Raw genomic sequence first — 14,688 nt, 5'->3', positions numbered from 1 at the left:
GGGCACGAGGCAGGCCTTACGCCACCCGCCGTGCCGCGCCGGCCCTGATCAAAATCCCGTCGAGGCAGTCGATCATCTCTGCGATCTCGGCCCGCGTGACGTTCAGCGCCGGCATGAAGCGCAGCGTGTCGACCTGCGGCGCGTTGAGGAGCACGCCGGCCTCGAACGCCTGCGCGACGATGCCGGGTGCGATCGGCAGCTTGAGGTCGAGCGCGAGCAACAGGCCGCGGCCGCGCACCTCGCCGAGGCCGTGCCGGGCCGAGACCTTTTGCAATTCGCTTTCGAGCAGCAAGCCGGTCTCGGTGACCGCCTTGAGGAAGTCCGGCTTGCCGACCTCGTCGAGCACCGCAAGTCCTGCCGCGCACATGATAGGGTTGCCGTTGAATGTGCCGCCCTGATCACCGTGCTCGAAGCAGGCCGCGCGTTCGGTCGCGAGCAGGGCTGCGAGCGGCACGCCACCGCCGATGCCCTTGCCGAGAGTCATGATGTCGGGCGCGATGCCCGTATGCTCGTAGTGGAAGAGCTTGCCGGTCCGGCCCATGCCGGTCTGGATCTCGTCGAAGATCAGCAGGAGACCGTGCGCGTCGGTGAGCGTGCGCAACTCCTGTATGAACTGATCGGTCGCAGGCCACACGCCGGACTCGCCCTGGATCGGCTCGAGCATCACAGCGACGGTGTTGTCGTTGATCAGCTTTTCGATCGAAGCGATGTCGTTGAGCTTCGCCTTCTTGAAGCCGGCGACCTTCGGCTCGAACAGCGGCTCAAAGGCCTTCTTGCCCGAGGCCGACATCGTCGCCAGCGTCCGGCCGTGGAAGCCACCCTCGAAACTGATGATCTCGAACGCGCCGCCTCTGTGCAGGCTGCCATATTTGCGCGCGAGCTTGATCGCGCCCTCGTTGGCTTCCGCGCCGGAATTGGCGAAGAACACCTGGTCGAACGCACTGTTTGCGACCAACGCCTGCGCGAGCTTCAGGCTGGGCTCGTTGTAGAAGGCCGGGCTCGGCGTCAACAGCCGCTTGGCTTGCGCGGCGAGCGCGTCGGCGATCGCGGGTGGGGAGTGGCCGAGGCAGTTGACGGCCCAGCCCTGCACAAAATCGAGATAGCGCTTGCGGCTGTCGTCCCAGAGGTAGGAGCCGGCGCCGCGGACGAACACGGCCTTGGGCCGAGCGGTGATGTCCATCAGCGCGTCATACGGGTGCGTGGTCATGTCGAACTCCTCTGGAGGCGGATCAAAAATGCGCGCGAAATGCAAAAAGGCCGCACCTTGCGGGTGCGGCCTTCTCGAAAACTGGGCTGAATTCAGTGGTTCAGCGGCGTCGTCGGACATGGCGCACCCTCTCATCGTCGCGGAAGCGACGGCGGAGCATTTCGATGCGCTGATGGGTCCGAGCGTTGATCATGGGGCGCGGCAATACAGGCGAATGGCGGGGCTTGTCAAGCGGGCGTTTTACAGATCACCCGCCCAGCGTGCATGGGGCAGGTCCGATCCGTGGCTTGCCCGGCGTGTGGCGGTTGTGACGTCGCGGGTGACGAGGAGGCGCAACTCGTGCGGTTGCGCGCGGTACGATGCGCCGGATGTCACTCGCACGATTGAATTTTATCGATCGTGCGCCTAGAAACCATCACGTCTCTAGCAGTCTGCTGAAAAACCTTGAAATGGAGAATTTTCATTTTTCCGCCGGTCGTTTTTGGAGCGGCGCGGTAGAGTTGGATGTAATTTCTAGCTTGTTATTGAGTGTGCCCCGGCGCGGGGTGGCTATGCGGCGAGCAGTTTGGGAATTCGGATCAGGTTATAGGCGATCAGATTAAGCAGGAAGTCGGCGGCGACGCGAGCGATGCCCCGATGTTTGGTCTTGCGCATGGTGCCATGCTGCTTGCCCCATCCGAAAATGCACTCGACCATCGCCCGGCGCGATTGCGACATGCCGTATCCCGGATGCCGCGTGGTTCGTTCGTCGATCGCGCTGTTACGGTTCTTGCCGGTTTTGGTGATGGCCTGGTTCTGTGTCACATGCGGCGTCACGCCGATGGCGCGAAGGTTGGCGACATGATCGGCCGTATCGTATGCCTTGTCCTCACCAGCCGTGATGCGGCGACCTGCGGCTTTGCGTCTCGCCTTCAGCATGACCTCCGCAGCCCGGCGTTCGGCGGTGCCATTGGCATGCGTGACCCTGCCGGCCACCGCCAGCCCATGCCGGTTCTCCATGGTGGCGTGGCCCATATAGCAAAGCTTGGCCTCCCGTCCGGCCGCCTTGCGATAAAGCCTGCTGTCCGGGTCACTGGTGCTCGCATGGGTGTCGTTCTTGCGTTTCTGGCCATGGAAGTTGGCGCCGTCATCATCGTCGCCGCTGCCGTCCTTGGGGCGAAAACTCTTCTGCGAAGCCCAGGCTTCGATCAGCGTTCCGTCCACCGAAAAAATGCTCGTCCGACAATAGCGGCTTGACCTGAGAATGGTTCAGAAGCCTGGTCATGAACTTCGTGAACACATCGCCGTTCTGCAGCCGCTCCCGGTTCTTGGTAAAGGTGGTCGGGTCCCAGACCGGATCGTCCGGCGACAGTCCCACGAACCAGCGATACAAAAGATTGTAGTCCAGCTGCTCCATCAGCTGGCGTTCCGAGCGGATGCCGTAGAACACCTGCAGCAGCAAGGCGCTCAGCAATTGCTCCGGAGGGATCGAAGGACGTCCCTCGCTGGCGTATAGCTTTCCAAGGCTGCGGTTCAAATCATTCAAAACATCCCGGACAAGTTCCCGGACCTTCCGCAGCGGATGGTTCGCTGGCACACGTTTATCCGGCGCGATGTACGAAAACAGGCCGCCCTGATCCGTAAACCTGCCGCGCATGATCGTCTCCGCCGATTCGAGATGATAAAGTGAATCATCAAGTCCCCTTCCTGGCGAGGGGTTTTTCAGCAGACTGCTAGCGCGTTTGTGATCGACCAACGCGAATTGGTTCGAACCGTACGCATGACGGTTCAGACCAAGAGGGGCGGGACCAACCAGATAGTTTTAAACCTTGTCCGACACGCCTTACCCGATCGACCTCGACAGCATTCGCGGCGCGTTTCCGCCGGGCATCGAGGCACCATCCCTTTTGGTCGACTTCGCCGGCTGGCTGAAGGGACGCCCCTGGGGCAGCGTCGGCTGCTTCTCGCTGCAAGGCCAGTTTTCCGATCAGGCGCCGATCTTCGACGGCAGTCCCTTGCGCAACAGGTTTTCGCTGTTCATGCGGCTGCCGGATGGCTCGGCCGTCGGCGGCTGGTATGGCGCGGGTCTTGACCGCGACAATCCGCCGATCGTGGGGCTTGGCTCCGAGGGTGACTACGAGCTGCTGGCGCCGAGCCTCGATGGCCTGCTCGCAAAATTGACATCGCAGCAATTCGATAAGGCGTGGCACGATCTGCTGCCGCATGACGAGGTCGAATGCCAGACGGTCGAACTCGCGCGGTGGCTCGCCGGACGGCCGACCGGGGAGGCGGCGCCGCCCGATGACAATTCGTCGGAGCTGCCCGATTTTCGCGGCTTCGTGGAAAAATGGAGCCGGGATCGCGAAGACTACTGGGCCAATCATCGCTTGATGGCCGAGCTCGGCTGGCGCCTCGCCGCGCATCTGCCTAGGGACAAGAAATCTTGGGACAAGACGAACTTCGAGATCGCGATCGTCGGCAAGCAATACGAGGCGCGCGTCCTGACTCGCGGGCCGCAGCCGTTCGAGGAAGCCGGCTCGATCGAATCCCTGCTGCGCGATCTGCGGGAGGAGATGCGCCGCGCGCAGCCCGAGCTCGGGCTGTGGCACGCCATGAAATTTGGACTCTATGCCGACGGCCGGGTCATGCCGAACTTCGAATACGATGTGCGCCCGAGCATCGACGGCGAACCTGCGAAGCTGTCCGAGGCGCAGGCTGATCTTGCGCGCGCACCGCGGCCGGAGCGCTGGGTGCCGAAATGGCTGGCAGCGTCCTAAATCTCAGAATCCCGCGACGCTGCCGTGCAGGTCGTATTGGTCGGCGCGCTCGATCTTCGCGGTGACGATCTCGCCAACGCGCAACGGGCGGCGGCTCGACAGGTAGACGGCGCCGTCGATCTCGGGCGCATCGGCCTTGGAGCGGCCTTTCGAAACAGTCGGACCGACCTCATCGATGATGATCTGCTGGCGCGTGCCGACCTTGCGCTTCAGCCTGCGCGCTGAAATCTTCTGCTGGCGGGCCATCAGCGCGTTGTAGCGCTCCTGCTTGATCTCTTCCGGCACGGGGTTCTCGATCGCGTTCGACGTTGCGCCTGCGACCGGCTCGTATTTGAAGCAGCCGAGCCGATCAATCTCGGCTTCGTCCAGCCAGTCGAGCAGATAGGCGAAATCGGCATCGGTCTCGCCGGGGAAGCCGACGATGAAGGTCGAGCGCAAGGCGAGATCGGGGCACTCTTCGCGCCAGCGCTTGATCCGCGCCAGCGTCTTGTCCTGCGCGGCCGGGCGCTTCATCGCCTTCAGCACCTCGGGGCTTGCATGCTGGAACGGGATGTCGAGATAGGGCAGCACCTTGCCCTCATTCATCAAGGCGATGACCTCGTCGACATGCGGATAGGGGTAGACATATTGCAGCCGAACCCAGGCGCCGAATTCGCCGAGCTCGCGCGCGAGATCGAGGAATTTGGCGCGGACCTGGCGATCCTTCCACGGGCTCTCGGCGTATTTCAGATCGACGCCATAGGCCGAGGTGTCCTGCGAGATCACCAGCAGCTCTTTCACGCCGGCATCGACGAGGCGCTCGGCCTCGCGCAGCACATCATTGGCCGGTCGCGAGACGAGGTCGCCGCGCAGTTTTGGAATGATGCAAAAAGTGCAGCGGTTGTTGCAGCCTTCGGAGATTTTCAAATAGGCGTAGTGACGCGGCGTCAGCTTGATGCCCTGCGGCGGCACCAGATCGAGATGCGCATTGTGCGCCGGTGGCAGTGCGCGGTGCACGGCGTCGAGCACGCTCTCATATTGCTGCGGGCCGGTAATCGAGAGCACACCGGGATAGGCCTGCTCGATCTGCTCGGGTTCGGCGCCCATGCAACCTGTCACGATTACCTTGCCGTTCTCGGCCATGGCCTCGCCGATCGCCGAGAGCGATTCCTGCTTGGCGCTGTCGAGGAAACCACAGGTGTTAACGATGACGATGTCGGCCCCGTCATGCTTGCGGGCGAGCTCGTAGCCCTCGGCGCGCAGGCGCGTGATGATACGCTCGGAATCCACCAATGCCTTGGGACACCCGAGCGACACGAAGCTGACCTTGGGCGCAGCCGTCTGATCCATATCCAAATCTGCCTGATTGACGGGCCTGAGCTAGTCCCAATTGCCCATAATTACAACCCTTTGCAGGGCCCTCCGGCGTGCTATGGGTGAATCACCTGCCGTGAGTGAGCTATGAGCGCCGAACAGTCACCCAAAATCGTGATCGTCGACGAAAGCCCGATCCGGGCTGCGATCCTCGAAGAAGGGTTGCGGGAGGCCGGATTCACGCAGATCGTCCATATCCGTGAAATGCAGAGCCTGCTTGCCCGTATTTATGCGGTCGACCCCGACATCATCGTGATTGATCTCGAAAATCCCAGCCGCGACGTGCTGGAGGCGATGTTCCAGGTCAGCCGCGCCGTGAAGCGGCCGATCGCGATGTTCGTGGATCAGAGCGATTCATCCTCGATCCAGGCGTCCGTGGAAGCGGGGGTCTCCGCCTACATCGTCGACGGGTTGAAGAAGGAACGCATCAAGCCGATCCTCGACCTTTGCGTGTCCCGCTTCAATGCTTTCGCAAAACTCCAGGAGGAGCTGGAGCGCACCAAGTCGCAGCTCGAGGATCGTAAGATCATCGAAAAGGCCAAGGGCATCCTGATGAAGGTGAAGGGCCTCACCGAGGACGAGGCCTATGTGCTGCTGCGCTCCACTGCGATGCGCGAGAAGAAGAAAATCGGCGAGATCGCGCAGTCGATCATCACCGCGTCGGAGATGCTGAAATGACCGCTCCTCTCCGCATCGGGTTCATTCCGCTGGTCGATGCCGCAGCGCTGATCGTTGCCGTCGACAAGGGCTTCGCCGCGGCCGAAGGGCTTGAGGTCGAGCTGGTGCGCGAGATCTCCTGGTCCAACGTCCGCGACAAACTCAATATCGGCCTGTTCGATGCCGCGCATCTCTTGGCGCCGGTCGCAATCGCATCCTCGCTCGGGCTCGGTCACGTCAAGGTGCCGATCGCGGCGCCCTTCAATCTCGGCATCAACGGCAACGCGATCACGGTGTCGCCGGCGCTTCATGCGGCGCTGATGGAGGTGATCGACGGCGATCGCTTCGATCCGCTCGCTACGGCAAAAGCGTTGGCACGCGTTGTCGCCAAACGGCGCAAGGCGGGAGCCGATCCGTTGACCTTCGGCATGACCTTCCCGTTCTCAACCCACAATTACCAATTGCGGTTCTGGATGGCGGCGGCCGGCGTCGATCCCGACGAGGATGTGCGCCTCGTGGTGCTGCCGCCGCCCTACATGGTCGATAGTCTTGCCAACGGCCACGTCGATGCGTTCTGCGTCGGCGCGCCCTGGAATTCGATCGCGGTCGATCTCGGCATCGGCCATATCCTGCATTTCGTCTCCGACATCCTCGCCCACGCGGCGGAGAAGGTGCTGGCAGTTCGCCAGGTCTGGGCCGACAAGCATCCCGACGTGGTCGCTAGCCTCGTGCGCGCCGCGGTGAAGGCGGCCGAGTTCATTGAGCATCCGGAAAACCGAACCGAAGCGGCGCGGATCCTGGCGCAGCCCGAACGGATCGGAGTCGACGCCGAAGTCATCCAGCGCACCCTCACGGGACGCCTCAAGATTTCGCCGGACGGCACCTTTCGCGAGAGTGGCAGCTACCTTCTGGTGGGACGCGAAGAGGCAGGGCGCCCCGATCCGGTCCAGGCCGCCTGGCTCTATGCGCAGATGGTGCGCTGGGGGCAGACGGCGTTGAGTTCGGAGGGCGTCAAGACAGCGATGGCGGTGTTCAGGCCCGACCTCTACGACGGCGCTCTCGGCCGACGGCCGCCCACGCAAGCCCCCGCGGCATTCGGCGCATTTGCCGGCCCCGCTTTTGATCCCGCGAATATTCGGGGGCATCTTGCGGCCTTCGAGGTGGGCCGCTGGAAGGCCTGATTCGCGTTTGCATTGTTTTTGGGCGCTGGAGATCAGCGTCTAAATTTTAGGCCAACTGCTCGAATTTCATAAGAATTCCAGAGGCGCGAGTTCCCTAGGGCGCGCCTAATCATCTGATATTGCACCAAGTTTCATTTCATCAAAGCTGGCACGCAACTTGAATGTTGCAGTGCGGCCAGCCTGTCACAGGTGCCTGCTGAGCCAGTCCCGCAGCAACGAAGCTGATCGGACCGTTGGGTGCAGAGCCGGCTATCAAGCCAGCCGAGTTCCTCGCGGGTCGTGCACTTTCCGTCGACACCCAGGTGGCCGCAGGAGCTTCGTTACTGACCATGAAAATCGACACCGTCTCAGTCGACTTTACCGACGACCAGAAACGCTATCTCGAAGGCTTCACGAGCGGTTTGCAGATCAGCCGGGTCGGCCGCGGTCTCGGCGGCGCCGGCAAGGCGAGCCCCGAACCGACCGGCCCCGATGCCGTGCACATCAAGGCGCAGGACAAGGTCATCGCCGCGGGCAAGAAGCTCGCCGATCAGGAGAAGATCAAGCGCGACGAGCATCCCTTCGATGCTTATCCGCGTCTCCGCCAGCAGGCGCTCGACAATACGCCGCCAAGCCTGGCGGACAATTTCCGCTGGCGCTATTACGGCATCTTCTACGTCGCGCCGACGCAGGACTCCTACATGTGCCGTCTGCGGATTCCGAACGGCATCATGAAGCACTGGCAGCTGTCCGGCCTTGCCGATCTCGCCGATGAAACGTGCGGGCCCTACAGCCACGTCACGACGCGCGCCAATCTGCAGCTTCGCGAGATCCCGCCAAAGAACGCCGTGAAGCTGATCGAGGGCGTTCAGGACCTCGGCCTGTGCTCGCGCGGCTCAGGCGCCGACAACATCCGCAATGTGACGGGGACACCGACGGCGGGCATCGATCCGCAGGAGCTGATCGACACGCGACCTTATGCGCGCGAGTGGCACTACCACATCCTGAACGATCGCTCGCTGTACGGCTTGCCGCGCAAGTTCAACGTCGCCTTCGACGGCGCCGGCAGGATCGCCGTGCTCGAGGAGACCAACGACATCGCATTCACGGCCTTTGAAGTGAAGGACGGTTTCGGCGTCGAGCCCGGAGTCTGGTTCCGCCTCGGCCTTGGCGGCATCACCGGGCATAAGGATTTCGCCAAATATTCCGGCATCGTCGTCAAGCCTGAAGAAGCCACGGCCGTTGCCGACGCCATCGTGCGCGTGTTCATCGAGCACGGCGACCGCACCAACCGCAACAAGGCGCGGCTGAAATACGTGCTTGATGCCATGGGCCATGACGGCTTTCTCAAGCTCGTCGAGGAGCGGCTGAAGAAGCCGTTTACGCGCGTGCGGGAAGAGGCGTTTCTCCCGCGGCCTGCCGCGGACCGCATGGCGCATATCGGCGTGCACAAGCAGAAGCAGGACAGTTTGAACTGGATCGGCGTGTCGCTGCCGCTCGGCAAGATCAGCTGCGATCAGATGCGGGGCCTCGCAAAGGTGGCGCAGGACCTCGGCGACGGCGATATCCGCCTGACCGTTTGGCAGAACCTGCTGATATCAGGGGTGCGCGACGAGAATGTTGAGCTCGCCGTCGCGGCGATCAAGCAGATCGGGCTCGCGGTCGAAGCCTCGCACATCCGCGCCGGCCTGATCGCCTGCACCGGCAATGCCGGCTGCCGCTTTGCCGCGGCGAATACCAAGCGCCACGCCGCCGAGATCGGCGACTGGTGCGAGCCGCGCGTCGAGATGGACAAGCCGGTCAACATCCACGTCACCGGCTGCCACCATTCCTGCGCACAGCATTACATCAGCGACATCGGCCTGATCGGAGCACGCGTGCTGGTGAACGAGGAGGACACGGTCGAGGGCTATCATCTCTTCACCGGCGGCGGGTTTGGCCTCGATGCCGACGTCGGGCAGGAGATCTATCACGACCTCAAGGCCGAAGACGCGCCGAAGACGGTCGAAGGGCTGCTCAAGGCCTATATCGCCCATCGCTCGTCTCCCGACGAAACGTTCCTGTCCTTTGCGCGCCGCCACGACGGCGAGACGCTGCGCAAGCTTGCCGATGCCGAGATGTCTTCATGAACCAGATCAGCCCTCCGCCGAAACTCGACATCATTCCCACGAGCGCTCCGTTCTCCGACGCGCAACGCTCCTGGCTGAACGGCTTCTTCGCCGGGCTTCTGTCGCCTGAGGCGGCGACGCCGATGTCGGCCGAGCAGGGCGCCGCTGTCATGCAAGCTGGTGACGGCGACGACGGCGAATCTCCGTGGCACGACCAGACCATGCCAATCGTGGAGCGGATGAAACTCGCCGAGGGCCGTCCCGTGCGCCGCAAGATGATGGCGGCGATGGCGCAGCAGGATTGCGGCCAGTGCGGCTACAATTGCCACGACTATTCGGAGGCGATCGCGGGCCGCAGTGAAGCGCGGCTCAACCTTTGCGTCCCCGGCGGCAAGGAAACCGCGCGGATGCTGAAGTCGCTGTACGAAGAGCTGGACAAGACGCCGATGGCCAAGGCGTCCGACAAGCAAGACGCGGTGGCAGCCCCCGCCGTGACCGTGACGATCGCCGAGCCCGGCCGCTCACGCGACAACCCTGTTGCGGCGACCTTCCTGTCTCGTCGTCTTCTCAACAAGGGAAAGTCGGAGAAGGAAACCTATCACGTCGAGTTCGATCTCTCCGAGACCAAGCTCGACTATACCGTCGGCGACAGCTTTGGCGTGTTTGCGCGCAACGAGGTCGGCCTCGTCGACCAGATCATCGCGTTGCTCGGCGCCTCTCACACGACGAAGGTCAATGGCAAGACGTTGCGCGAGGTGCTGATCGACGACGTCTCGTTGTCGCCGGCGCCCGACACGCTGTTCGAGCTGCTTTCCTTCATCACCGGGGGCGCGCAACGCGAGAAGGCGCGGGCGCTGGCGCAGGGCGAGGATCCCGATGGCGATGCCGCTACGCTCGACGTCATGGCGGCGCTGCAGAAGTTTTCGGGCACGCGTCCGCACCCCGAGGCCTTCGTCGAGGCGCTGGAGCCGCTCCAGCCGCGGCTCTATTCGATCTCCTCGTCGCACAATGCAACGCCCGGGAAGCTGTCGCTGACGGTGGACTCCGTGCGTTACGTGATCGGCAAACGCAAGCGCATCGGTGTCGCCTCGACCTTCCTCGGCGAGCGCATCGGCGAGGGCGAGAAGCTCAAGGTCTATGTGCAAAAGGCGCACGGCTTCGGCCTGCCGCAGGATCCGAAGACGCCGGTCATCATGATCGGTCCCGGCACCGGCATAGCGCCGTTCCGCGCCTTCCTGTTCGATCGCAAGGCGACCGGTGCGCCCGGCAAGAACTGGCTGTTCTTCGGCCATCAGCGCAGCGATTGCGACTTCTTCTACCAGGAGGAACTCAATGCGATGAAGACCTCGGGCCTGCTCACGCGCATGTCGCTGGCCTGGTCGCGCGACGGTGAGAAGAAGTTCTACGTGCAGGACCGCATGCGCGAGGTCGGTCGCGAGTTGTGGACGTGGCTTGCCGAGGGCGCTCATCTCTACATCTGCGGCGATGCCAAGCGCATGGCCAAGGACGTCGAGCGCGCACTGGTCGACATCGTCGCCCAGTTCGGAGCGCGTTCGACCGATGAAGCCGTCAGTTTTGTCGCCGAGCTCAAGAAGACCGGCCGCTTCCAGGCTGACGTGTACTAGGGTCTGTTGGGATTCATCTGGAGTTTATCGCGGCCGCGGCCAGATAGATCATTGAAGTGAAGCTCTGGTCGGTCTTGTCGGCGCGCATTGCGATGCGCTTGAATTCCTTGAGCTTGCCGAAGAAGTTCTCGATGAGATGCCGCCATTTGTACATCTCCTTGTCGATGGCGAGAGGCTGTGCACGGCGCGGATGCTGGGAGATGACGACTTTGGCGCCACGCGCTTCGAGTTCGGCGATGATGGCGTTGCTATCGAAGGCCTTATCAGCGATCAGCGCGTTGAAGGCCAATCCCTCGATGAGCGGCGGCACGCCCACCGTATCGAAACGCTGTCCCGGCAGGAGCACGAAGCGCACGAGATTGCCGAGCGCATCGGTGAGCGCCAGAATTTTGGTGGTCATGCCGCCTTTCGAGCGGCCGATCGCCTGGCTTTGCGTCCCCCTTTTGCGCCCTGACCGTGGCGGTGGACCTTGACGATGGTGGCGTCGACCATGGCGTATTCCATGTCGGGATCGTCGGAGATGGCCTCGAACAGCCGCTTCCAGACATCCGCCTTCACCCAGTCGCGAAAGCGCGTGAATGTGCTATTCCAGTGGCCGAACATCGCCGGCAGATCCCGCCAGGGACTGCCGGTTCGGGCGATCCACAGAACGGCCTCAACAAACAGTCGGTTGTCCTTGCCGCTGCGGCCCGGATCTCCCGGCTTGCCAAGACAATGCGGCTCCATCTTCGCCCATTGGGCGTCAGTCAAAACGAATCGGTCCATCCCAAGCTTGAATCACAACCAAGCCCCGATGAGAATCCTGAATCCCAACAGACCCTAAGGCGCGGCAACGAGCACAGGCGGGCCGGTCGGTTCCGATCGCCTCGGACTTTAACGAATAAGATGCTCGGAACCCGCCCGCGAGGAGAATTTGCATCTTCGATTGGGCTTCTTAGGAGAACCCGCATCGCTATTTCCGCGGGTGTCTTGCCCACCACCCGGATTGATCCTTCATAATGCCGCAAATGCGGCGTTGGAGATCGACCATGCGCGAATTATCGGCGGAAGGCCAGGCTGCACTTCTACGCGCGCTCGCTCTCGCGGCGGACCGCGGCGAGCATGCATCATGCCGCGATGTACAGCGCCTTCGCCGTCATCGCGGCCATCGTGTTCGGCACGCTCTCGGTACACCCGTTCTGATCACGCCCCGCGCTTGAACGGCGCCACTTCGATTCCCGCATCCTTCAAGGCCTGACGGAGGCCGCGCGCGATGTCGACTGCTCCCGGCGTATCGCCGTGGATGCAGACCGTGTCGGTGCGCATCTTGATGACCTTGCCCGTCACCGAGACCACTGCGCCATCCTGCACCATGCGCACCACGCGGTCGGCGATGGCCTTGGCGTCGTGCAGCACCGCGCCAGGCTTCTTGCGCGAGACGAGGTTGCCGTCGTCCTCATAGGCGCGGTCGGCGAACACCTCGTGCACCATCGGCAGATTGGCGTCTTCGCCGGCCTTCACCAACTTCGAATTGGCGAGCACGACGAAAATCAGGCCGGGATCGACCGCCTTTGATGCCGGCTGCGATCGCCTTCGCGGTCATGTCGTCCTCGCAGGCGACGTTGGAGAGCGCGCCATGCGCCTTCACATGCGTCACCTTGTGGCCGGCGGCCGTCGCGATCGCCTGCAACGCGCCGATCTGGTAGGCGACGAGGTTCTCGATCTCGGAGGCTTTTAGCCCCGCGATCGGATGCCGGCCAAAACCGTGCAGGTCGCGATAGCCGGGATGTGCGCCGACCGAGACGCCGCGCGCCTTCGCAAGCTCGACTGTCCGGCGCATGATGTCGGGGTCGCCGGCATGAAACCCACAGGCGACGTTGACCGAGCTCGCCAGCTCGATCATCGCAGCGTCGTTGCCCATCTCCCACGCGCCAAAACCTTCGCCGAGATCGCAATTGAGATCGATCGTCTTCATGGTGTCCTCCGCCTTTGGTCTTCTTGTCGTTTACGGCTCGGCCGCGACCTGCCAGGTCGCGGCATCGACGGCACTTACAGCATAACCCGCGACGTTGGCATCGCTGAGCGCCTCGATGTTGAGCGCGACGGTGTCGGCAGAGCGCAGGCGATCGGGCAGGCTGCGGACGGTTTGCGCGAATTTCTTCGCCTCGTCCTGCGCCTCGGCCATGCTGATCGCCTCGAAGCGGAACGCCGTTCCTGCCGAGGTCTGCGCGAGGCGGCCGACATCGGCCGTGATCACGGTTGCGATCTTCGGGTAGCCGCCGGAGGTGCCGCGGTCCATCATCAGCGCGATCGGCGCGCCGTTGCCGGGCACCTGGATGCTGCCGTTGACCGTGCCGTCGGAGACGATGTTGTGGCCGTGCTGATGCTTGATCGCGGGGCCTTCGAGCCGGTAGCCCATGCGATCGGAGGTCGCCGAGATCTTCCACTCGCTGTCGAGGAACAGCGCCTTGTTGGCGTCGTCGAACTCGTCGTCCTGCGGTCCCAGCAGGACGCGGATCGGACCGCTCGATGGCTTCGGCAGTTCGATGCGCAGCTCCGGCGCACCGCTTGCGGCGCTGACAGATAATTCGTCACCGGCCTGGAGCGGGCGCGGGTAGGGGCTGCCGAGGCCGGCGCGGGCGTTGACCGCGAGACTGCCAAATACCGGCTCGCCCTTGATCCCGCCTTCGATCGCCAGATAGGTGAACGCACCGCCGCGAGCAAAACCCAGCGTCAGCGTCTCGCCGTCCTTCAGCGTCACCGATGTGTCCATGCCGACCGGACTGCCGGCGATGTCCGCATTGCGCGGCGCACCTGAAATTGCGACGCGCACGGCACCGTCGCGCGCGGTGAACGAAGCGCCGAACGGGCCGACCTCGACAACGGCTGCGAACGGTTCGTTGCCGACAAGCGTGTTTGCTGCCGCGAGCGACAGACGGTCCATTGCCCCGCTGACCGTCAGGCCATAGCGTTGCGCTCCGTGGCGTCCGCCATCCTGGACGGAGCTTGCAGGCCCGATGCTGGCGATCACAAGCCGGCTCATGCGACCACCTGCTCGGCAATGATCTCGCCGGCCTCGGCGGCGCGGTCCTGTTCCTCGAACGCCTTGTGGTCGATTGCGAAAAACGTCACGCGATCGCCGGGTTCGGTGAGGAAGGTCGGATTGCGGTGGAGCTGATAGGTCCGCACCGGTGTGCGGCCGAGCAGGTGCCAGCCGCTCGGCGCTGCTAGGCACTGGATTCCGGCCTGGATGCCGCCGATCGAGATTGTGCCGGCAGGCGTCAGCAGCCGCGGATTCTGCCGCCGCGACATCTGCAGGGATTTGTCGAGGCCGCTGAGATAGGACCAGCCCGGTGTGAAGCCGATCATGGCGACCTTATAGTCGCCGGCGACGTGGCGGGCGACGATGTCGTCGGGCGTGGTGTTCAGCGCCTTCGCGACATCCTCGAGGTCAATGCCGTGCTCGCCGCCATAGGCGACGGGAATGCGCCAGCGGCGCGCATTGGTGGCCGGCGGCACCGGTTGGCTGGCGAGCGCGAGCAGCTTGTCGCCGAGTGCGTCAAAGCCGATCTTGCCGGGGTCGTAGTGCACCAGCAGCGAGCGATAGGTCGGCACGGACTCGGTGACGCCGTCGATGGGGCTTGCTGCGAGCGCCTTGTCGAGTGCCAGCACGCGCTGGTTAGCGGCGTCGTCGATGGTACGGCTGAATTCAACCGTGACGGCGCTGTCGCCACTGGGCAGAAGGCGGGGCGGGGGAAGCGTCGCGGACATGGGCTGTCGAAATCGGGCTTCTGGAGATACGCGGGCTCGGCCTTGAGTTCCGCTTCTTCCTGCTTCGCGTAA

General features: G+C 63.4%; 10 protein-coding genes and 2 pseudogenes. 5 read left to right on the top strand and 7 right to left on the bottom strand.

Translation table 11 applies throughout. The features are described 5' to 3' along the window. Positions 1 to 16: 16 nt before the first annotated feature. Together ACVWYI_RS21315 and ACVWYI_RS21310 are read right to left on the bottom strand one after the other, a co-directional pair. Entirely contained in the window at positions 17 to 1,207 is a 1,191-nt protein-coding gene (locus ACVWYI_RS21315) for an acetylornithine transaminase (protein WP_456663117.1), read from the bottom strand. Positions 1,208 to 1,756: 549 nt separating this feature from the next. Further along, positions 1,757 to 2,843, bottom strand: a pseudogene (locus ACVWYI_RS21310) (IS5 family transposase). 172 nt (positions 2,844 to 3,015) lie between these two features. Between ACVWYI_RS21310 and ACVWYI_RS21305 the strand changes: the two are divergent. Then, a complete protein-coding gene (locus ACVWYI_RS21305; protein WP_456663116.1) occupies positions 3,016 to 3,963 on the top strand; it encodes a hypothetical protein in 948 nt (315 codons plus the stop codon). Positions 3,964 to 3,966: 3 nt separating this feature from the next. Here ACVWYI_RS21305 and rimO read toward each other — a convergent pair whose 3' ends face one another. Then, on the bottom strand, positions 3,967 to 5,292 hold the full coding sequence (rimO, locus tag ACVWYI_RS21300; RefSeq protein ID WP_456663115.1) for a 30S ribosomal protein S12 methylthiotransferase RimO: 1,326 nt from the start codon (positions 5,290 to 5,292) through the stop codon (positions 3,967 to 3,969). A gap of 111 nt (positions 5,293 to 5,403) precedes the next feature. Between rimO and ACVWYI_RS21295 the strand changes: the two genes are divergently transcribed. The 4 genes from ACVWYI_RS21295 to ACVWYI_RS21280 all read left to right on the top strand — a co-directional run bounded on the left by ACVWYI_RS21295 (position 5,404) and on the right by ACVWYI_RS21280 (position 10,866). Continuing rightward, complete coding sequence (locus ACVWYI_RS21295; RefSeq protein WP_247346876.1) at positions 5,404 to 5,994, top strand: ANTAR domain-containing response regulator; 591 nt, start codon at positions 5,404 to 5,406, stop codon at positions 5,992 to 5,994. Continuing rightward, the gene (locus tag ACVWYI_RS21290) at positions 5,991 to 7,154 is read left to right on the top strand and encodes a CmpA/NrtA family ABC transporter substrate-binding protein (protein ID WP_456663114.1); all 1,164 of its coding nucleotides are present in this window, start codon (positions 5,991 to 5,993) and stop codon (positions 7,152 to 7,154) included. The genes ACVWYI_RS21295 and ACVWYI_RS21290 overlap by 4 nt, the downstream gene beginning before the upstream one ends. A 329-nt stretch (positions 7,155 to 7,483) precedes the next feature. Continuing rightward, positions 7,484 to 9,262, top strand: coding sequence for a NirA family protein (locus ACVWYI_RS21285; RefSeq protein ID WP_456663113.1), 1,779 nt, complete (start codon positions 7,484 to 7,486; stop codon positions 9,260 to 9,262). Next, positions 9,259 to 10,866 (top strand): sulfite reductase subunit alpha, encoded by a 1,608-nt coding sequence (locus ACVWYI_RS21280; protein ID WP_456663112.1) that lies wholly within the window; start codon positions 9,259 to 9,261, stop codon positions 10,864 to 10,866. The genes ACVWYI_RS21285 and ACVWYI_RS21280 overlap by 4 nt, the downstream gene beginning before the upstream one ends. A gap of 13 nt (positions 10,867 to 10,879) precedes the next feature. On the opposite strand, the gene ACVWYI_RS21275 is transcribed toward ACVWYI_RS21280, so the two are convergent. The 4 genes and pseudogenes from ACVWYI_RS21275 to pxpB form a co-directional block, all read right to left on the bottom strand. Continuing rightward, positions 10,880 to 11,631 (bottom strand): IS5 family transposase gene (locus ACVWYI_RS21275; protein WP_247772603.1). Its coding sequence is split into 2 segments (ribosomal slippage): positions 10,880 to 11,301 and positions 11,301 to 11,631, totalling 753 coding nucleotides; the frame shifts between segments, so codons are not numbered across the junction. A 417-nt stretch (positions 11,632 to 12,048) separates the two neighbouring features. After that, positions 12,049 to 12,820 (bottom strand): annotated as a pseudogene (locus ACVWYI_RS21270) (LamB/YcsF family protein). 30 nt (positions 12,821 to 12,850) lie between these two features. Next, positions 12,851 to 13,888, bottom strand: a complete 1,038-nt coding sequence (locus ACVWYI_RS21265; protein WP_456663111.1) for a 5-oxoprolinase subunit C family protein — start codon at positions 13,886 to 13,888, stop codon at positions 12,851 to 12,853. Next, positions 13,885 to 14,616, bottom strand: a complete 732-nt coding sequence (pxpB, locus tag ACVWYI_RS21260; RefSeq protein ID WP_456663110.1) for a 5-oxoprolinase subunit PxpB — start codon at positions 14,614 to 14,616, stop codon at positions 13,885 to 13,887. The genes ACVWYI_RS21265 and pxpB overlap by 4 nt, the downstream gene beginning before the upstream one ends. Positions 14,617 to 14,688: the final 72 nt, after the last annotated feature.

This window comes from Bradyrhizobium sp. LB13.1 (genome assembly GCF_054056815.1).
The sequence above is the reverse complement of the archived record's forward strand: the minus strand, read 5'-3'. Positions and strand labels throughout refer to the sequence as shown.